The sequence below is a fragment of the Pseudoalteromonas sp. C8 genome (genome assembly GCF_011378685.1).
Lineage (GTDB): Bacteria > Pseudomonadota > Gammaproteobacteria > Enterobacterales > Alteromonadaceae > Pseudoalteromonas > Pseudoalteromonas arctica.
On sequence record NZ_WTKT01000015.1, the window covers coordinates 96,570 to 115,243 of the forward strand.

Consider the following 18,674-nt stretch of genomic DNA (forward strand, 5'->3'; position numbering starts at 1 on the left):
GATGGTTCAAAAAGATATTGGGTTTTATTAATTATTTTACTTATCGGCATTGGTGTAGCATCAAGGTATTTTTCTTAACCTTAGTTATATTATCCACACATGTGAATGAGCAAGACTTTAGTTTTGATTATTAGTCTTTTATTTTATCCGACTGATTTAGTCTTTTACTTAAAAGTTATGTGACTTATGAAATTAATGCGATCTGAAAAAGTTCAATTGTGGTTTTTGATAAATGCCAACAAATTGTTTGTAGCTGCAGCTGCTTTTGGCGTTATTTTTGTCTTGATTTGGGGGGATGCTTCTCAATGGGAATACGAAGAAGATAAAAATCACTACAGCGCTTTTTTTTCATCTATTGATAGCCGAATTAGTTTTGTAAACTATGGCTATTCAGGTACCAGTTTAAGAGTTGTTTTGAATTTTGATGCCGAAGGGCTCATTCCGGATGACATTAAAAGCATAACTCCAAAGTATAAATATTTAATTCTTAAACGCATTTGCAATGATTTAGAAAGTTTGGAACTTTTAGAAAGCGGCTACTATTTTGATGTGGATTTAAGGGATATCAGTTCTGAACACATGTTTAAAAATTATTTTAATTTAATAGTGAAGCATGAAAGGTGTATCACGTAACACAAGTGAGTTTTAACTTAGCTAATAGGCATCAGAAAGACTGAAGGGCTCAAATTTTGACTTCATATATTAAACTTTATCTAAATTTGCTACTGGTGCCTTACTACTTACAGATTGTGAGCATTATTCACTAAACAGGCTTTTTTCGAATGCTTGCGCAGCATGCGAAGACGGTCTGTCTTTATAATGTAGTTGATACAGTGGCCGAGAGAGGTGCTCGTTATTTTTTTGACTCAGGCGTGTTAATTTACCAAGCTGCACCAAATCCTCAGTAACTACATTTGGCAATAAAGCGACCCCCATACCTTGAGCGACGGCCCTTGCTATGGCTTCGTTGCTGCCTAATTGCATACTTTGCTCTGTTTGTACGCCATGCTCTGCTAATAACTTTACCGACATTTCTAAAGTGCCAGAGCCTGGCTCGCGCAGTAGCCAAAACTGCTCGTTTAACCATGCTTTTAAGTCTTTAGTGAGCTTAAAGTTACTGGGTATAACGATACTCATTAAATCGTTTTGCCAGTGCTTACTTATTATATGCGGCTCGGTAGGTGTGCCTTCAACCAGTGCTAAATCTATAGTGCATTCAAGTAAGGCATGCTCAATTTGCGCGGTATTAGCAACTTGTACTTCTACTTTTATATGCGGGTACTGCGCACAAAATTTGGCTAAATAAGGCGGTAGCCAATAACTGGCAATGGTTGTACTGGTGCCTATAACGAGTGTGCCGCGCTTAAGCCCTGTGCGTGATTTAATATCTTCAATGGCTGCCTTTTCAATAGCAAAAATACTACGAGCATGTTCAAAAAGTGCTTGTCCGCCTTCACTTAAGGTGAGTTTCTTACCCTTAGATGCACGCTCAATAAGTTGTATATTTAGCTGATACTCAAGCTCTTTTAAAGCTTTAGACACAGCTGGTTGGCTTATAAAAAGCGCCTCAGCTGCTGCTGAAAAACTGCCTAATTTAGCAACCGTATAAAACACCCGAAGTGCATGCAAGTTCATTGTGCCTCTCAAATCACATAACCTTAAGTTATCGAATCATGATTTTAATGTATTGGAGTTATATTTTGCGCTTTCTTAAAATGAAGTCAATTAATTACGATGACTTTATTAAGGGATGACTATGCTTAGTGCAATTAAAGATATGCCACAGCTTTTTAGTATTAATACTAAGCAGTATACCAACTCGCGTTGGTGGCTAGGAATGCTATTGGTTATTGTTTTAGCGGGTGTTGCTGTTGCCATGAGTAAGTTACCGGTAATGCAAAGCGCGCAGTTTAGCTCCTTAACTATTGGTATTGTGCTTGGCATTATTGTGGGTAACAGTGTGTTTTCGCGTATTGCTACGCAAACCGATATAGGTGTTGATTACGCTAAAAGTATTTTACTCAAAGCAGGTATTATTTTATTTGGTTTTAGAATTACCTTTGCACAGGTAGCTGGCGTTGGCTGGCATGGCTTACTAACCGACATTGTTATGCTCAGTGGTACGTTTATATTAGCAATACAGCTTGGCAAACGAGTATTTAAGCTTGATGAGCAAACAGTAATATTAATTGGCGCAGGTAGCTCTATTTGTGGCGCAGCAGCTGTAATGGCAACCGAGCCTGTAATAAAAGCGCAGGCACATAAAGTATCGGTAGCTGTAGCAACGGTGGTGGTATTTGGTACGTTGAGTATGTTTGCCTACCCAATCATGTTTGAGTATATAGGGCTGAGTGAGCACGCATATGGTATTTTTGTAGGCTCAACCATTCATGAAGTAGCACAAGTGGTTGCAGCGGGCACAGCTGTAAGCGCCAATGCTGCTGATACCGCCGTTATAGAAAAAATGCTACGCGTGATGATGCTCGCGCCATTTTTAGTGGGATTATCGTTTTGGCAAAGTAAAAAGCATGCAAAAACAAACAATAACGTGCATGGAGGTGAGCAAAAAGCGGGTATTACCATCCCTTGGTTTGCAGTGTTATTTATTGTGGCAAGTGGTGTGCATTCACTCTCTATTATTCCTCAAGTGGTTTCAAGCGCTATTGTATGGTTTGATAATATATTACTCACTATTGCTATGGTGGCTTTGGGTTTACGCACACATTTTGGGGCAATTCGCCAAGCCGGTATTAAACCGCTGCTACTGGCGCTGTGTTTATTTTTGTTTTTAACATTGGGTGGTTACGCTATTAATATAGGCATTGCTGAGCTGTTTTAAATTTTGTATGAATAACCTGAATTCTGGTTAAGAGATTTAAAAACGCTATAAATAATAACGATATTTAAGCTTGTTTCTCTCTGGCTAGAAATTTTTGTTGAAAACAAGGCGAACTTACGCGTCAATAGCTGGCCTATTGCAAGTAAATTCAACGCAGTTAGCGCTAAAAATAGCTGCTTGAGATAGATTTATTATCCAGAACTCAGGTTAACTAGATTGGCGGCTTAAATTGGCCAATCAACTTCGTTTAAAGTATCCAGCTGTGTGCTGGTATTTTCATTGCCTTGCCATTTATTAGTGTAAACAGCGTGCGGATCAAACTGCGTGGTTTGTTTTTCAATATTAAAGTGCCTACCACCACGCGGATCGACCCCTACACCCGCTATATATTGCCAATTACCCCAATTAGCGGCTACATCGTAATCAATCAATTGTTGTTCAAAATAAGCCGCGCCATAGCGCCAATCAAGGCCAAGTTCGTTAACTAAGCAGCTTGCAGCAATTTGCCTTGCTCTATTTGATATATAACCCGTAGCATTAAGCTCGTTCATAATGGCATTGACTAATGGGTAGGGTGTTGAGCCATTACACCACGCAGCAAAGCGGTTTGGTATAAACGTAGTAAGGGGTTTTGTTTGCTTTTGACCTTTAAAGCTAAATAGGCTGTTGCCTGCTTTAAGTGTATGCCATTTAAAATACTCTCGCCATAGCAATTCAAATTTAATCCAGTAGGTAGACTCGTTTGTTATTTGGTTATGTTCGTACTGTTCAACAGCTTTATAAACTTGCCTCGCACTTACACAACCAAAGGCAAGCCAGGTACTAAATTTTGTGGTGTTATTAAAGCCATCAAGCTCGTTTCGAGTTGTTTTATAGGTACTTGGTAGCAAGCCTGAAAAGTATTGCGTTAAATGAGCTTGCGCACTTTTAAATCCGCCGTGCATTATCGCGTTGTTGTCATCAGTATATTCACTAAGCTCAACTGGTTTGGCCGCACATAATGTTATAGGTTGAGGGAGTAAACCTTTAGGCAGGGTTGAGGTTGTTATAGGTATGTTTACCGCCTCTACTTTTTTTCTAAATGGGGTAAAGCTTTTGGGCAGCTCGTCTAAATCAAAAGGGAGGTCGCTTTGTTGAAATAGAGTGTCTTGTTGAGTTGTTTTAAATATGACATGTGAGCAATGTGCTTTTAGTCGCGCAAGTTGGCGCTGCTCATAGGTTCCAACATGTTCACTGCACACTACTTCGTCAATATGTTGCTCAGCTATACGCTGCTTTAAAACACTAACAGGTTCACCCTCAAGTACGTGCAGTGTTTGCCCGCGTTCAATAAGCGCTTGTTGCATCTCAAATAAGCTTTGCATTAAAAACTGCTGTTTGTGCACGCCATATGGCTTTTGTTGATAGTTATTATTTTTAAACCAGTGTGGGTTTATTACAAATACAATATCGAGCGCACATTGCTCAGTAGCAAGTTCGCTTAAAATAGGGTTGTCGTCTATTCGTAAATCGTTTTGTAGCCAATATAAAATACGTTTGCTCATAGGTTTGCTCAGGTTTTTAAACTCTAAAGTGGTACGAAGCAAAAGCGGGTGAGGATTAATGGTTAGGTATTTTAATTAGCTCGGCAGTTTACTTAACTAATAGAGACGGCTAAGTAAGCCGCCTCTATTAAAATTTAAATAGCTGATTTTTGCTCTGCTATCCAATCGTTTATTACATCTTCTAGCACTTCCATAGGGAGTGACCCTTGGCCGATTACGGTGTCGTGAAAGCTGCGTATATCAAACTTAGCACCTAGCTCTTTTTCGGCTTTTGCACGCAGTTCGCGTATTTTTATTTCGCCCATTTTGTAAGAGAGCGCTTGGCCTGGCCATGAAATATAACGATCTATTTGATCCTCGACCGCGCTTTGTGGCAAAGCAGTGTGATCTGCCAAGTAGTCAATTGCCTTTTGGCGGCTCCAGCCAAATGCATGAATACCGGTATCAACAACGAGTCTCACGGCACGCCACATTTCGTAACCTAAACGACCAAAGTCGCTGTATGGGTTTTGATAAAAGCCGGCTTCTTTACCTAAACGTTCGGTGTAAAGTGCCCAGCCTTCGCCAAATGCTGAGTGGCTAAGTGTGCGTCTAAATTCGGGTACATCTAACTCCATTGCAATAGCGTTTTGTAAATGGTGCCCTGGTATTGCCTCGTGCAGGCTTAGCGCTTCTAAATTATACAAAGGTTGCAATTTAGGTGTTGAGGCTAAAAAGTAAGTGCCAGGGGAGCGGTTATCAGCAGGTGGCATATAAAACGCGCCGCGACTCGCTGAGCCTTTTATAGTAAAGGTATTACGTGGTAAATGATTAAAATAGGTTGGTAACTTGCCATACATTTTTTGCGTAATAAAGGCTGTTTTTTCAAGCAAGTCTTGCGCGTCTGTTGCGTAAAATTGCTCGTCGGTTGCTAAAAATTCTAAAAAATCGCTGTAAGAGCCATCAAAGCCTACTTTATCAATGATGTTTTGCATTTGTGTTTTTATACGTGCCACTTCTTTTAAGCCAAGCTCGTGTATTTGCTTTGGTGTGGCATTGGTTGTGGTGTAGTAATTAACTGCATATTTGTAATACTCAAGCCCGCCTTTAACGCTTGAAATACCCGGCTCTGCTCTACAGTTAGGCATGTAATCGTTTTCAAAAAAGTCGTAAAAGTGTTGATAAGCCGGAACTACTTTTGAGCTAATTAAGGCTTTTGCTTTGTTTTGGTATGTTGCCTTTTGCTCTGCTGTAAATGTATTTGGTATGCGTGTAAAGGGCTCGTATAAGGCGCTGTTTTCAGGTTGCTTAACAATATGAGCGTTAATACTCTGGCTGTAATTTTCAAATGTTTTGCAGTAGTGCGTGTAACCCTTTTCAATACCTTCTTTCATCAAGTTAATGTTTTCTTGATTAAAGCGAGGGTAGTCGGCAAGGCTTACTAAAAATGAGTTGTAATCATCAGGTGTTAAAAATGCCATATTAGCCGGTGCTTCGGCAACGTAGGTATGCCAGCCACTTAAAAAGTTAACCTGAAAATACTTATCTTGAAAAAGGTAACTTTGCTGCTCTGTTTCTCGCTCGTATTTAAATAAACGGTAGTTCATTAATTGCGAGCTGCTCAGCGTTTTAGGATCTATTTTACTTAAGTTTTTTAATACATTGTTATTATAAGCTTGGCGCTTTGCAATGGCTTGTTCGGTCCAATTTGGTAATGTACCACTGGGTTTCCAACCATCAGGGTCGGTACGAAAGAATATTTTTTCGGCTTTTGCATTTTGCCAATGGTTATCGATAATGGTTTTTAAATCTGCATTGCTATCGGCTGCGCTCGGCAGTGATGCTACAGCTAAGCAAATAGCTAAAATTGTTTTTTTAAACATATTATTCTCATTTTTAGCGCGTTAATTTTTATTAGTGTACGCACATTTATCATTTTTGTTTTTAATATAGTACCAAGTTAACTTAATCAATGCGCTTACTTTTATAATCAGTATTTATTGGTTTTATATTTTGATTGAACAAATTTCACTGCATAACTTAGAGCAGCTCTAGTTTATTGTTTTATCAGCGTTTAGAATGATTAAAACTAATTACAATAAATGACCGTCATGTTTAATAAAGTAATCACCTTAATTGATGAGGCCAACAGCCAAGACCCAAATAGCGAGCAACTCAATGGGCAAAGCGTTCCAAAAGAAAGTTTATACGCCTTGCGCATGAGCGAAATGCTAACTCGTTTTAAACCTGATGCCGATGCACTCATGCAAATTGCAGTGCGTGCACAGCATATTCAGCGTTGGAAATCGCCACGTAGCGACTTTGAAATGAACAAGCAGGGTTATCATCAATGGCGTAGCGCACTTTATATTTTTCATGCGTCACTAGCCGTTGAATTAATGAAACAAGCTGGGTTTAACGATACTGACCAAAACCGTGTTTATAACGCTGTTGCTAAAAAAGATATTAAGCGCAATCCAGATAGCCAATTAGTTGAAGATGTAGCAAGTTTGGTGTTTATTGAACACTACATGCTTGGGTTTGCCAGTGCAAAACCAGATTACAATGAAGAAAAATGGATTGGTATTATTCGCCGCACATGGCAAAAAATGTCAGATGAAGCCCATGAGTTTGTACTTACAGGTAATATTACATTACCAACGCCGCTTGTTGGGCTTATTCATAAAGCGCTTGAGTAAAGTAGTGTAAGCTAGGTATTAAAATAAAAAGGATTTTTAGAATGTTTTGCCCACGTACAAATGCCTCTCTTGAGCCGTTATTAATTTGCGGTATTACTGTTTACACTTCAGTGCAAGGCGGCGTATTTTTTGATAACAGCCAAATTTTTAAATTTAGTTCGCCAGAGCTAAAGCATGGTCAGGTGTTGCTAAAGCATTTGAGTGAACATAGCGAGAGTGAACATAGCGAGAGTGAATACGATGTATCGCTACGAATTAATTGCCCAAAGTGCAAAAAAATTGTAATGATGCGCAGGTATTTTTCGCCAGTAAAGGCCGTCGAAATAGATGAATGCCCAGGTTGTGCAGGAATATGGCTTGATAGCGGCGAGCTGGCAAAAATACACGAAAACCATTTAACACCTAAAGAGCGAAAGCTATTAGCTCATGAAATGGCAACCAATCATGGCTTTATAACTATTAAATCACCTACTTCTAGGTTTACGCCAACTAATAAAAATAAAAATGCACATGAAGCCACGGTGGAGAACTTAGTGCGCTTAGCTTTACTTGGTTTGTAACTCTTAATAACATATTAAAACAAAAACGGCGTACTAAAAAGTACGCCGTTTTTATTGTAATAAACTAACTCTTGAAAAGTTTATTTATTACGGTTTTCTTTAGCAAATGCACGTATTTTACGCTTTTGCGACAGTGTTACTTTATTAACACGACCAGCAAATGGGTTTTCACCTTCTCTAAATTCGATTTTGATAGGTGTGCCCATAATTTTAAGCGCTTTACGGTAGTAGTTCATCAGGTAGCGTTTATAGCTATCTGGTAAATCTTTAACTTGGTTACCGTGAATAACAATACGTGGTGGGTTATAACCACCGGCATGCGCATATTTTAGCTTAACACGACGACCACGAACAAGTGGCGGCTGGTGATCGGCTTGAGCCATGTCCATAATACGACGTAACATTGCAGTACTTATACGTTTAGTAGCTGACTCGTACGCTTCGTCAACAGACTCGAATAAATGACCAACACCTGTACCATGCAGTGCAGATATAAAGTGTAAGCGCGCAAAGTCTATAAAGCCTAAACGGCGATCGAGCTCTGATTTAATACGATCTTTAACGTAATCATCTAAGCCATCCCATTTGTTCACTGCAATTACCAATGAACGACCTGAGTTAAGAGCAAAGCCTAATAAGCTTAAATCTTGATCAGAAATACCATCGCGAGCATCAACAATCAATAACACAACGTTACAATCTTCGATTGCTTGAAGCGTTTTAATGACAGAGAACTTTTCAACTACGTCGCTTACTTTTTTACGCTTACGAACACCTGCGGTGTCAATTAACACATACTCTTTTTCATTTCGAGTCATCGGAATGTAGATAGAGTCACGTGTTGTACCTGGCATGTCGTATACAATTACGCGATCTTCACCCAGTATACGGTTTGTAAGCGTTGACTTACCAACGTTAGGACGACCAATAATCGCAAGCTTTACAGGTTTGTCTGCAAATGCCTGATGATCGGTATCGCTGTCTTCATCTTCTTCGTAAAGATTAATAAGCTCTTCGTCATCGCCTGTTACGTCTTCGTCTTGTGCAGCTAATTCAGCAATAAGCGGCTGAAGTGTTTGCTCAAGTAATAACGTAATACCACGGCCATGCGATGCAGCAATGTGATGAATTTCACCTAATGATAATTGGTAAAATTCAGCACAGTTTGAATCTGCATCAATACCATCGGTTTTATTGGCAACAACAAAACACTTTTTATCTTGTTTACGCAAGTGATTAGCAATTGCTTGGTCAGCTACGGTCATACCTACACGAGCATCTACTAAAAACAGAACAATGTCAGCTTCTTCAATAGCTAGCAGAGATTGATCTGCCATTTCGATTTCGATGCCTTCTTCTGAGCCATCAATACCGCCCGTGTCTACCACGATAAATTCATAGCCATCGTAACTAGCTTGGCCATATTTTCTATCTCGTGTTAAACCTGGAAAATCGGCTACGAGTGCATCACGAGTACGTGTTAAACGGTTAAATAATGTGGATTTGCCCACATTGGGTCGCCCAACTAGAGCGATCACGGGAAGCATAAACTACCTCTTTAAAAAACAACAAAAGGCTTCGCAGTGCGAAGCCTTAAAAAAACCATATGACTATTAGTAACTTAGTTTGGTATTTTTACCATACTAACTTCACCATCACGGGTGTATAAAATTAGCTTATCGTCGGCAACAACTGGCTCAACAAAAAAGCCCGAGCTGTCAAAGTCTTCACGAGATACTAGCTCGCCAGTTTCTTTATTTAGCCAATGTAGGTTACCTTCTTGGTCGCCTAAAGCTAAGTGGCTACCTGCAACTGCAGGGCCTGTTAGGTACCAACCGCGTAGAGCGGGTTGGCTCCAACGTTCAATACCTGAATTTTTATCTAATGCGTAAATAACACCATCGCTATCTACTAAATAAATTGTTTGTGCATCCATCGCAATTTCGCGGTAGCTGCTGTACTCGCGTTTCCATACAACATTGCCAGAGCGAATATCTACAGCGGCTAAGTTGCCGTTGTAAGCTATAGCGTAAGCGTATGGACCGCTAATAAGTGGTTGAGTGTCTACGTCAACTAGGCGTTCAAATTCTGATGCGCCTTTAGCAACCGCAATTTCTGCGCTCCATGCTGAGTAACCACTGTCTGAAATTAATACGCTTAGCTTGCCTGTTTCAAGGCCTACTAATACACCACCGTTAGCAACGGTTGGCGAGCTTTGTCCGCGTAATGTTAGTGGTGGAACTTCTTGTTCAAAGCTCCAACGCTCTTCGCCTGTATCTGGGTGAAGGGCTAACAATTTACCAGAGCCTAAATTTACAAATATTAAGCCATCGCCTGCTGTTGGTTTAGACAGAGATTCGCCTGGTACGTTTTTACGCCAAACTTCTTCACCAGTTTCGCGATCAAGAGCAATAATAAAGCCGTGTTCAGAACCAATATAAATTTTACCATAGGCTTGCAAAATACCACCTGATAATTTTGCATTACCGTTGTCAGCCCAAGGCCAAAACGATAAATCTTGGCGTACATCGGTTTCCCATTTTGTATCGCCATTATCAAGCGAAAGCGCTTCTACTTGGCCTTCGCGGCTAGCAACATACACAGTATCTTTGTAAACTGCGGGTGTTAAACGAGAAAAATAATGCTCTACGCCATCACCTACAGATTCTTGCCAAACAACGTCAGTTTCAAATTGGTTTACAATTTCAGGAAGTACTAGTTCATCTTCATCATCACTTGATGAACAACCCATCAATGTTGCCATACATAGGGCAAGGGCTGCTGTTGTAAATTTTTTCATGCCTAAAACCTTATGCCGCTGGGCTAGTTACTGCTAGGTCATCTAACTTAATTTGTAATAGTGGGTTACTTGTTAATCCACCCGCATCTATTGCTGCTTGGTATGCAGTACGTGCTTGATCTTTATTACCTTGCTCAGTGTAAATGTCGCCTTTAAGCTCGGCCACGTTTGCATTGAACGCTTCAGGTAATGGTGCATTTAATGTCGTTAATGCATCGTCATATTTAGTTTGCGCAATTTGAACACGTGCTAAACGTGTAATCGCAATTGCTTTTAATTCTGTATTTGGCGTATTAGACACAACCCAGCTTAGCTTTTCGCTTGCTACGTCTAGTTTTTTCGCTTCTACTGCGTCTTTTGCAGCAACGAATGCAGCAAGTGTTGCGTAGTTTGTGTCTTTATTTTCGCTAATAAACGCATCAGCTGAAGATAAAACATCATCGCTTTCAACAAGCGCTGTATATGAATCGGATGCTTTTTCAGCGGTAGTAATTTGGTTTTGGTTATATGCTTTCCAGCCATATAAGCCACCTAGGCCAACAAGTATACCTAGCGCAAGTGAAATGCCGTTTTCACGGAAAAAGCGTTTAATGGCTTCTGCTTGTTGTTCTTCTGTTGAATAAATATCCATTCTTACCTCTAATGTTCGCTTAGCCGTTAATAAGCTCAGCTAATAGCGCTTTAGCTTGTTCTAATTCTAATGTGACTTGTTCTTTACGCTCGCGTAAATACTTGATGGTCACAACGCCTTTTTCTAATTCATCTTCACCAATAATCACTGCAACAAGTGCATCGCTTTTATCAGCACGTTTTAATTGTTTTTTAAAGTTGCCGCCGCCCGCATGTACCATAACGCGTAAACCCGGTACGTCTTTACGTAGTTGCGCTGCAATTGCAGGAGCTTGAATGCTTGCTTTGTCGCCCATTGCTGCTAAATATACATCAGCATTACGACGAATGTCACCTACACACTCAAGTGCTTGTAGTAATAATACTAAGCGCTCTAGACCCATTGCAAAACCAACTGCTGGCGTTGCTTTGCCGCCAAGTTGTTCAACTAAGCCATCGTAACGTCCGCCAGCACATACAGTGCCTTGTGCACCTAAACTGTCGGTTACCCATTCAAATACAGTGCGGTTGTAGTAGTCTAAACCACGTACTAACTTTTCATTAACCGTATATGAGACGCCAGCAGCGTCTAAACGTTCACATAAATTTGCAAAATGTTCTTTTGATTCAGCATCTAAATTTTCAGACAATTTAGGCGCATCAGTTAAAATTGCTTGTACGTCTGGATTTTTGCTATCAAGTACGCGTAATGGGTTTGAATACATACGACGTTTTGAGTCTTCATCAAGCACATCAATGTGTTGCTCAAGGTAGGCTACTAACGCATCACGGTAATCTGCACGCGCTTCGTTAGATCCTAGAGAATTTAGCTCTAAACGAACGTGGTCAGTAATACCAAAGGCTTCCCATAGTTGCGCTGTTAATAAAATAACTTCTGCGTCTATATCTGCTGTAGCAATACCAAATGTTTCTAAACCAAATTGGTGAAACTGACGGTAACGACCTTTTTGCGGACGCTCGTGACGAAACATTGGACCCATGTACCAAAGGCGTTGTTCTTGATTATATAGTAAGCCATTTTGGTTGCCAGCACGTACGCATACTGCGGTGCCTTCTGGGCGAAGTGTTAATAAGTCGCCATTGCGATCGGCAAAGGTGTACATTTCTTTTTCTACTATATCGGTAACTTCACCAATAGAGCGTTTAAATAAGTCGGTTGATTCTACAATAGGAAAACGAATTTCTTGATAACCGAACGATGCTACTGTCTCGCGTAAAATGTTTTCTACTTTCTGCCAAACTTGTGTATCGCCCGGCAGACAATCGTTCATACCGCGAACTGCCTGAATTTGTTTTGCCACTGATAAATCCTAAATGCTGTTTTTTTGTGTAATGAAAAATGCTTACACAACAAGAATGCTAAAAATTGACCCGCCATTATATACCCAAACCACCCCAAGATGCGAGTTTCAGTTGGAATTAAAAGCGATTTAGGCAAGGCATTGATTGAAAGTAATAGTGGTTCTATTGTTAAAATCAATAACGCAGTATAAATCGCTTTTAAACCAACCCGTTGGGTGTTTCACAGACACTTACTCTCATCGTTGTTACTTTTTAAAAGGGATTGCCATTCTTGCAAAGTAACGCCTTGATATTAAGAGCCTGTGAAACGCTGAATTCTGTATCTTGGGGTCGTTTGGGTATCCACTAACTATAAAGGTAAACGCCAAACACCGCTGTTTGGCGCTTTATGCGGTATTTATTCGACTATTTTTATGTCAATCGGTGTTTGGCTCTGCTTTTTCTCTATAAAGTCGCGTACATAACCTTCAAGCTGGTCAACAATGTTGTTGTTATCAATGCGCGCCTTTTGGCGTTCGCCATTTATATACAAACCAGAACGACGATTTGCACCGGCAAGCCCTATATCACTCACAAGCGCTTCACCTGGTCCATTTACAACGCAACCAATTACCGAAACTGACATAGGTTCGATAATATCCTCTAAGCGCTCTTCAAGTTGGTTCATGGTGCTTACTACATCAAACTCTTGGCGTGAGCAGCTAGGGCAGGCAATAAAGTTAATTCCACGCGAACGAATGCGCAATGAATTTAAGATATCAAAGCCGACTTTAATTTCTTGAACAGGATCGGCAGCAAGTGATACACGCAGGGTATCGCCAATACCTTCGGCTAATAACATACCTAAACCTACTGCAGATTTAACAGAGCCTGAGCGCATGCCGCCCGCTTCGGTAATACCTAAATGCAGTGGTTGGTCTATTTCTTTAGCGAGTAAGCGATATGCACCTACAGCTAAAAATACGTCAGACGCTTTTACTGATATTTTAAATTGGTCAAAATCAAGGCGGCGCAATATATCTACATGGCGCATTGCTGATTCTAATAAGGCTTCTGGTGTTGGTTCGCCGTATTTTTCTTGTAAGTCGCGCTCTAGTGAACCGCCATTTACACCAATACGAATAGGAATGTTGTGCTCGCGTGCTGAGTCTACTACGGCTCTAATACGCTCTTCACTACCTATATTCCCCGGGTTTATACGCAGGCAATCTACACCGTATTTTGCTACTTTTAAGGCAATACGATAATCAAAATGAATATCGGCAACTAGCGGAATCGTTACTTGCTCTTTTATACTTTTAAACGCTTCGGCTGCATCCATTGTTGGTACTGATACACGGACTATGTCGGCACCTGCATCTTGTATTGCCTGTATTTGTGCAACAGTTGCATCAACATCCATGGTGTCGGTGTTGGTCATTGATTGCACTGCAATAGGGGCACCATCACCAATAGGGACGTTACCTACATTGATTCGGGTGGATTTTCTGCGTTTAATTGGAGATTCTGAAAACATAGCGACTACTCTGCTAGTGGTAATGTAAATTTGGCTAAACGGTTTTGAGGAAATGCAGAAACATCTACAGGTTCACCGTTTAAAGTAATGTCTACAGCGTCATGCTTACCAAGCACAACTGAAAAAGGAGGCGTACCGCTTACGGTCATAATGTAGCCTGCTTTTTTAACGCCGAATGCTATTTTTTCGCCTTCGCCGTCGTAAATTTCAACCCAACTTTCGCCATTAAAGTTCATGACAATTGTACTGCTAGCATCTTCTTGACTTGCGCTGTTAGAAGCAATAGGAGCCGTTTCTTTAACTATTTCTGGGCTTGTTGATGTTTCACTAGACGTGCTTTGTGATTCTAATAATGATTCATCGTCAATTTCGGCTTGTTGCTGTTGCTCTGAGATACTGGGTTGAGCGGCTTGGCGCTCGCTCATTTTTGAGTTGGCAACGTTTATGTTACTTGTTTGCTCTTCAATAGGTGTCGCGTTTTGCCAAAACCATAAAGCAGATGAGCCAATAACAATCGCTAAAATTAAATAGCTAAAAAACATTAAACGACTGTCGTTTGCTTCTTTTTCTGTACGGCGTGAAAAACTCTGCATATTAGCGGGTTTAGCCGGCTCTGGTGGGGCTGGCATCATTGCTAAAATAGGTGCGCTATCTACTTTTAATTCACGGCAATAGTTTTTTATATAGCCTTTAACAAAAGTAATAGGGCCGAGTAATGTAAATTCATCATTTTCAAGGCGTTTAATTTGAAGTTCAGACAGCTTTAACGGTGCAGCAATAGTCGCTATGCTAACGTTCGCTTGTTCTCTGTGATTTTTTAATATTTGGCCTACAGTTGGCTGTTCGCTCTGTGTTTGCGTATTTTCTTCATTCATAATGTGTATGAGTCTGGATCCACTAGTAAAAGTTTGTGCCCTGGTTTTAGTGCTATATCAGGACTTAATTTATTCCATCGCATTAATTCATCAATTAATACATGCCGCTGGGTAGCTATATCGTAAAGGGAATCACCAGCTTTAATTTCGTAATAAATATTTGGATCGTTTAGGTATATTTTACTTCCATTCATTACCCGATCCGACTCTTTTAGACCATTCCATTGCAGGAGCTTTTGTAGTTTAACATTGTATCGCACCGAAATGCTAAATAGGTTTTCGCCAACAGCAATTACGTGAAATGGCACGCGTAAAGGCGATACTTTAGGGTTAAGCATTGGGAGCTCTGTTTTTTGTACTGCTTCGTAACTTTTAAATTCAATATCTGCATCATTTTGATAGCTGCTATTTTCAAATACAGTTGTATTTTTAGTCGCTTCGTAGAATACCACGTCACTATTATTTTTTTGAGCGGTAACTGCAGGAACTGAATTACTATAGTTACTAGTTTGCTGCGAATTAAACTGGCCTGTTTTAGGAGCGCCAAACGAAATTATTGTAACTTCGTCATCAGCTTTAGTTGGTTGCTTTGCTGCTATAGCTTCTTTTTGAGGTTCGTAAACGGGCTTAGCTTTTTTAGGTGCAGCTACTACGGAATCTGCAGAGTCGTGCTCAGTAGTAAGTGCAAGCATAACAGCCGATGTATCGGTAGGTTTGCTTGGCGCGACGACTTTAGGAACTTCTTCTTTTTGAGTTGTTATTTGTTTTGCTATTACGGTTGCTTCGTCGGCTTGCTTACTGGCCGTGTTTTGTACCGCCTTAGCTTGCTTTTCTCTTACTATAACTGGATTTACATCTTGGTTATTTGCTGTTGCGATCTTTTTATCTGTTTTTTGTTCGTTGTTTGTTACCAAGCTTGTTGAACCGTCTTGTGGTGAACGTTTCTTTCTGATTACTTTTATTTTTGGTTTTGAACTAACGTGCGCGCCGCTTTCGTCATTTTTTAGTTCTTTTAACTGCGCTTTGCGGTATTTTTCTCGCAGTATTTCAAACTCATTAAAACGTGTTCTTTTCTCTTTTAATGCATAGGCTTCGTTACTGCTAGAGTAAGTTTGTAAAATAGTGCTGGAAATTTTTTCAGCCTCTTCTATTCTGCCCATTCTGTTTTTTACAAGATAGCTAAGCATTAATGCGCGAGAAGATACTCGACCTGTGCTTTCGTAGCGTTTTAAAAGTTCACTGGCTTTGTATAAGTCACTTTTTGCGTAATACAGCGCTGCTAAACTAATTAACGTAGATGTACGCTGAGAGCTGTGATTAAGTGCCTGTTGAAAGTAACTTTCTGCATTTTCAAAATCATCAAATTCAATAGCACACAAGGCTAAATTTTCGTAACTTTCGGCAACGCGAATATAACTTGGTACTTCAATGGCTTTTAAAAATTGATCAGTTGCACGATCGTATTCATCAATACCACATAAAAACACGCCGTAGTTATTAAGGGTATTAGGATCGTCAGGCTTTATTTCGAGTGCTTTTTGGTAGGCTTTATCAGCTAGCGGGTTTTCGCCTACTTGTTGATAGTAATAAGCAAGAGAGTAATGTACTTCAGGTAGGTCAGGAGCAAATGCAGCTGCACGTTCTAAATTGTATTTGGCTTGAGAGTTATTACCCGTTTTTAAATACTGTAGGGCTAAAGCAATTCGTGTTCGTGCTGCGCCAGTATTATTAATTTTATTTTCGACGACGGGCTTATTACTGCCGTTATAACTACTTTCGCTAACACAGCCACTTAAGGCAAGTGTTGATAGTGTTATAGCAAGTATAGATCGCATTACCTTATCTCTTTATTTTTAGTCCATGGCGCCTATCTTACCTAAAACCTTTGTTGTTGCATCATTTATTTAAAAATAAACAACTTAACCACCCTACATGACTAATTAACATAGGGTGGTTACAGATTATGCTTGGTGGATATTAACGCTAATTGCGTTATCGTCACGCATTTTCTTTTTAGCTAAACGTTTAGTACGGTCAACTACATCACCGACTAACTGTCCGCAAGCAGCGTCAATATCGTCACCGCGAGTACGACGCACAATACAGGTAACGCCTGCTGCTTGTAATACTTTTGAAAAACGGTCAATACGGCTATTGCTTGAGCGCGTGTATTCATTACCCGGAAACGGGTTAAACGGAATAAGGTTTACTTTACAAGGTGTGCCTTTTAACGTTTGCACTAATGCATGCGCCTGATCGGTGCTGTCGTTAATACCGTTAAGCATCACGTATTCAACCGTTACATCTTTATTTGCTTTTGAGCCATCGATATAACGACGACACGAGGCTAAAAATTCTTCAATAGGGTACTTTTTATTAACTGGCACTAAAATGTCACGCAGTGCGTTATCGGGTGCGTGAAGTGAAATAGCCAGTGCTACGTCAATTTTCTCTTTTAGTAAATCAAGTGCAGGTACAACGCCTGAAGTACTTAATGTTACGCGGCGCTTAGATAAACCAAAGCCCCAATCGTCCATCATTAGTTCCATTGCTGGCACTACGTTTTTAAGATTAAGTAAAGGCTCGCCCATACCCATCATTACAACGTTAGTTACTGGGCGCTTTTCGCTATGGCCATCAAGGCCTATATCTTTAGCTACACGCCAAACTTGACCAATAATTTCAGATACTTTTAAGTTACGGTTAAAGCCTTGTTGAGCAGTAGAACAAAAAGTACACTCAAGAGCACAACCCACTTGTGATGATACACATAACGTAGCGCGCTCTTTTTCAGGGATCCAAACGGCTTCTACTTCTTGGCCGCCTTCTAGAATAAGTGCGTACTTAATAGTACCGTCGCTTGCTTGTTGGCGCACAGTGATTTCTGGCGCTACAATTTCGCACTCAGCTTTAAGTTTTTCTTTAAGCTTTTTGTTTACGTTGCTCATATCGTCGAAGTTATCTACGCCAAAATGATAAATCCATTTCATCACCTGGTCACTACGAAACGGCTTTTCACCGAACGATGCAAATAGCTCGCGCATTGCTTCTCGGTTTAAATCTAATAAGTTAATCTTTTTTTGCTCGGTCATGAAACAACCTCAATCGGTGACGGTGGAGATAAAATTTACGAGGACGAATTGTACACAATTCACTCACTTTAATCATTAAGTAAAACATCATGAGTTTCTGATTAATACTTTACGTAATGACTAAAAAAGGGCCCGAAAGCCCTTTTCAATATGTTAACGAATTCGAATTAACGAGTACGTGAACAAAGCTCTTCGTCAGCGAAGAAGTACGCGATTTCGCGAGCAGCAGATTCAACAGCGTCAGAACCGTGAACAGCATTTTCGTCGATGCTATCAGCGTAGTCTGCACGTAAAGTACCAGCTAGTGCTTCAGCAGGGTTAGTAGCACCCATGATTTCACGGTTTTTAAGAACAGCGTTTTCGCCTTCAAGAACTGTAACCATTACTGGACCAGATGTCATGAAAGATACTAAAGCACCGAAGAAAGGACGTTCGCTATGTTCAGCGTAGAAACCTTCAGCTTTCTCTTGTGAAAGGTGAACCATTTTAGCTGCAACGATTTTAAGGCCAGCAGATTCGAAACGGTTGTAGATAGCGCCAATGTGGTTTTTAGCAACTGCATCAGGTTTTACGATTGAAAAAGTACGTTCTAAAGCCATCTTTATGCTCCAATAATTTTAAGTAAAAGTGTGAATATTAACGGGCGCGAATTATACGCGTTTTAAGTGAAAAATCCTAATTTTATTAAAAACCAGTTTGGTTGCCGTTTTGTGATCTCGATCAAATACAAATTATTGACCGCATTTATACTGCCGCGCTTCTGTTTACTTATTTGTTAATGGCTAATCTGAATCCTGCTTGGGATAGATTTATTTTTCAGAGTTCATATATGGTCTCC

Annotated in this window: 16 protein-coding genes; 4 read left to right on the forward strand and 12 right to left on the reverse strand. The window is 40.1% G+C overall.

The window, feature by feature from the left end:
• Window positions 1-186 precede the first annotated feature (186 nt).
• Entirely contained in the window at window positions 187-633 is a 447-nt protein-coding gene (locus GQR39_RS14750) for a hypothetical protein (RefSeq protein ID WP_240918216.1), read from the forward strand.
• A gap of 123 nt (window positions 634-756) precedes the next feature.
• On the opposite strand, the gene GQR39_RS14755 is transcribed toward GQR39_RS14750, so the two are convergent.
• Complete coding sequence (locus tag GQR39_RS14755) at window positions 757-1,635, reverse strand: LysR substrate-binding domain-containing protein (protein WP_165735996.1); 879 nt, start codon at window positions 1,633-1,635, stop codon at window positions 757-759.
• Between the two features lie 121 nt (window positions 1,636-1,756).
• Here GQR39_RS14755 and GQR39_RS14760 point away from each other — a divergent pair, with 121 nt between their 5' ends.
• Window positions 1,757-2,839: a YeiH family protein gene (locus tag GQR39_RS14760; RefSeq protein WP_165735997.1), complete on the forward strand. Its 1,083-nt coding sequence runs from the start codon at window positions 1,757-1,759 to the stop codon at window positions 2,837-2,839.
• 224 nt (window positions 2,840-3,063) lie between these two features.
• Here GQR39_RS14760 and GQR39_RS14765 read toward each other — a convergent pair whose 3' ends face one another.
• Window positions 3,064-4,383, reverse strand: coding sequence for a DASH family cryptochrome (locus GQR39_RS14765; RefSeq protein ID WP_165735998.1), 1,320 nt, complete (start codon window positions 4,381-4,383; stop codon window positions 3,064-3,066).
• 134 nt (window positions 4,384-4,517) lie between these two features.
• Window positions 4,518-6,245 (reverse strand): DUF885 domain-containing protein, encoded by a 1,728-nt coding sequence (locus GQR39_RS14770; RefSeq protein WP_165735999.1) that lies wholly within the window; start codon window positions 6,243-6,245, stop codon window positions 4,518-4,520.
• A gap of 228 nt (window positions 6,246-6,473) precedes the next feature.
• On the opposite strand from GQR39_RS14770, the gene GQR39_RS14775 reads away from it, so the two are divergent.
• A complete protein-coding gene (locus tag GQR39_RS14775; RefSeq protein WP_206007866.1) occupies window positions 6,474-7,061 on the forward strand; it encodes a DUF4202 domain-containing protein in 588 nt (195 codons plus the stop codon).
• 41 nt (window positions 7,062-7,102) lie between these two features.
• Entirely contained in the window at window positions 7,103-7,621 is a 519-nt protein-coding gene (locus GQR39_RS14780) for a zf-TFIIB domain-containing protein (protein WP_165736001.1), read from the forward strand.
• An 80-nt stretch (window positions 7,622-7,701) separates the two neighbouring features.
• On the opposite strand, the gene der is transcribed toward GQR39_RS14780, so the two are convergent.
• From der to ndk, 9 genes are all read right to left on the reverse strand, one after another.
• Window positions 7,702-9,168 (reverse strand): ribosome biogenesis GTPase Der, encoded by a 1,467-nt coding sequence (gene der, locus GQR39_RS14785; protein WP_024592997.1) that lies wholly within the window; start codon window positions 9,166-9,168, stop codon window positions 7,702-7,704.
• A gap of 74 nt (window positions 9,169-9,242) precedes the next feature.
• The gene (gene bamB / locus GQR39_RS14790; protein ID WP_007583433.1) at window positions 9,243-10,421 is read right to left on the reverse strand and encodes an outer membrane protein assembly factor BamB; all 1,179 of its coding nucleotides are present in this window, start codon (window positions 10,419-10,421) and stop codon (window positions 9,243-9,245) included.
• Window positions 10,422-10,431: 10 nt separating this feature from the next.
• Window positions 10,432-11,052 (reverse strand): tetratricopeptide repeat protein, encoded by a 621-nt coding sequence (locus GQR39_RS14795; protein WP_007583431.1) that lies wholly within the window; start codon window positions 11,050-11,052, stop codon window positions 10,432-10,434.
• 19 nt (window positions 11,053-11,071) lie between these two features.
• Window positions 11,072-12,352 (reverse strand): histidine--tRNA ligase, encoded by a 1,281-nt coding sequence (hisS, locus tag GQR39_RS14800; protein ID WP_007583429.1) that lies wholly within the window; start codon window positions 12,350-12,352, stop codon window positions 11,072-11,074.
• A gap of 398 nt (window positions 12,353-12,750) precedes the next feature.
• Window positions 12,751-13,869, reverse strand: a complete 1,119-nt coding sequence (gene ispG / locus GQR39_RS14805; RefSeq protein ID WP_007583427.1) for a flavodoxin-dependent (E)-4-hydroxy-3-methylbut-2-enyl-diphosphate synthase — start codon at window positions 13,867-13,869, stop codon at window positions 12,751-12,753.
• Between the two features lie 5 nt (window positions 13,870-13,874).
• Entirely contained in the window at window positions 13,875-14,744 is an 870-nt protein-coding gene (locus GQR39_RS14810) for a RodZ domain-containing protein (RefSeq protein WP_101216262.1), read from the reverse strand.
• A complete protein-coding gene (gene pilW / locus GQR39_RS14815; RefSeq protein ID WP_165736002.1) occupies window positions 14,741-16,579 on the reverse strand; it encodes a type IV pilus biogenesis/stability protein PilW in 1,839 nt (612 codons plus the stop codon). Before pilW ends, GQR39_RS14810 begins: the two co-directional genes overlap by 4 nt.
• Before the next feature lie 126 nt (window positions 16,580-16,705).
• Window positions 16,706-17,836 carry a bifunctional tRNA (adenosine(37)-C2)-methyltransferase TrmG/ribosomal RNA large subunit methyltransferase RlmN gene (locus GQR39_RS14820; RefSeq protein ID WP_007583420.1) on the reverse strand — a complete coding sequence of 377 codons (1,131 nt, stop codon included), beginning with the start codon at window positions 17,834-17,836 and terminating at the stop codon, window positions 16,706-16,708.
• 167 nt (window positions 17,837-18,003) lie between these two features.
• Window positions 18,004-18,435 carry a nucleoside-diphosphate kinase gene (gene ndk, locus GQR39_RS14825; RefSeq protein ID WP_007377442.1) on the reverse strand — a complete coding sequence of 144 codons (432 nt, stop codon included), beginning with the start codon at window positions 18,433-18,435 and terminating at the stop codon, window positions 18,004-18,006.
• Between the last annotated feature and the right edge of the window lie 239 nt (window positions 18,436-18,674).

Excerpts from the sequence above, each read along its gene's own strand:
- GQR39_RS14755 (WP_165735996.1), bottom strand. The coding sequence starts at position 1,635 with ATGAACTTGCATGCACTTCGGGTGTTTTATACGGTTGCTAAATTAGGC.
- GQR39_RS14820 (WP_007583420.1), bottom strand. The coding sequence starts at position 17,836 with ATGACCGAGCAAAAAAAGATTAACTTATTAGATTTAAACCGAGAAGCA.
- GQR39_RS14750 (WP_240918216.1), top strand. The coding sequence starts at position 187 with ATGAAATTAATGCGATCTGAAAAAGTTCAATTGTGGTTTTTGATAAAT.
- der (WP_024592997.1), bottom strand. The coding sequence starts at position 9,168 with ATGCTTCCCGTGATCGCTCTAGTTGGGCGACCCAATGTGGGCAAATCC.
- GQR39_RS14760 (WP_165735997.1), top strand. The coding sequence starts at position 1,757 with ATGCTTAGTGCAATTAAAGATATGCCACAGCTTTTTAGTATTAATACT.
- ispG (WP_007583427.1), bottom strand. The coding sequence starts at position 13,869 with ATGTTTTCAGAATCTCCAATTAAACGCAGAAAATCCACCCGAATCAAT.
- GQR39_RS14765 (WP_165735998.1), bottom strand. The coding sequence starts at position 4,383 with ATGAGCAAACGTATTTTATATTGGCTACAAAACGATTTACGAATAGAC.
- GQR39_RS14810 (WP_101216262.1), bottom strand. The coding sequence starts at position 14,744 with ATGAATGAAGAAAATACGCAAACACAGAGCGAACAGCCAACTGTAGGC.
- GQR39_RS14775 (WP_206007866.1), top strand. The coding sequence starts at position 6,474 with ATGTTTAATAAAGTAATCACCTTAATTGATGAGGCCAACAGCCAAGAC.
- pilW (WP_165736002.1), bottom strand. The coding sequence starts at position 16,579 with ATGCGATCTATACTTGCTATAACACTATCAACACTTGCCTTAAGTGGC.
- bamB (WP_007583433.1), bottom strand. The coding sequence starts at position 10,421 with ATGAAAAAATTTACAACAGCAGCCCTTGCCCTATGTATGGCAACATTG.
- ndk (WP_007377442.1), bottom strand. The coding sequence starts at position 18,435 with ATGGCTTTAGAACGTACTTTTTCAATCGTAAAACCTGATGCAGTTGCT.
- GQR39_RS14780 (WP_165736001.1), top strand. The coding sequence starts at position 7,103 with ATGTTTTGCCCACGTACAAATGCCTCTCTTGAGCCGTTATTAATTTGC.
- GQR39_RS14795 (WP_007583431.1), bottom strand. The coding sequence starts at position 11,052 with ATGGATATTTATTCAACAGAAGAACAACAAGCAGAAGCCATTAAACGC.
- GQR39_RS14770 (WP_165735999.1), bottom strand. The coding sequence starts at position 6,245 with ATGTTTAAAAAAACAATTTTAGCTATTTGCTTAGCTGTAGCATCACTG.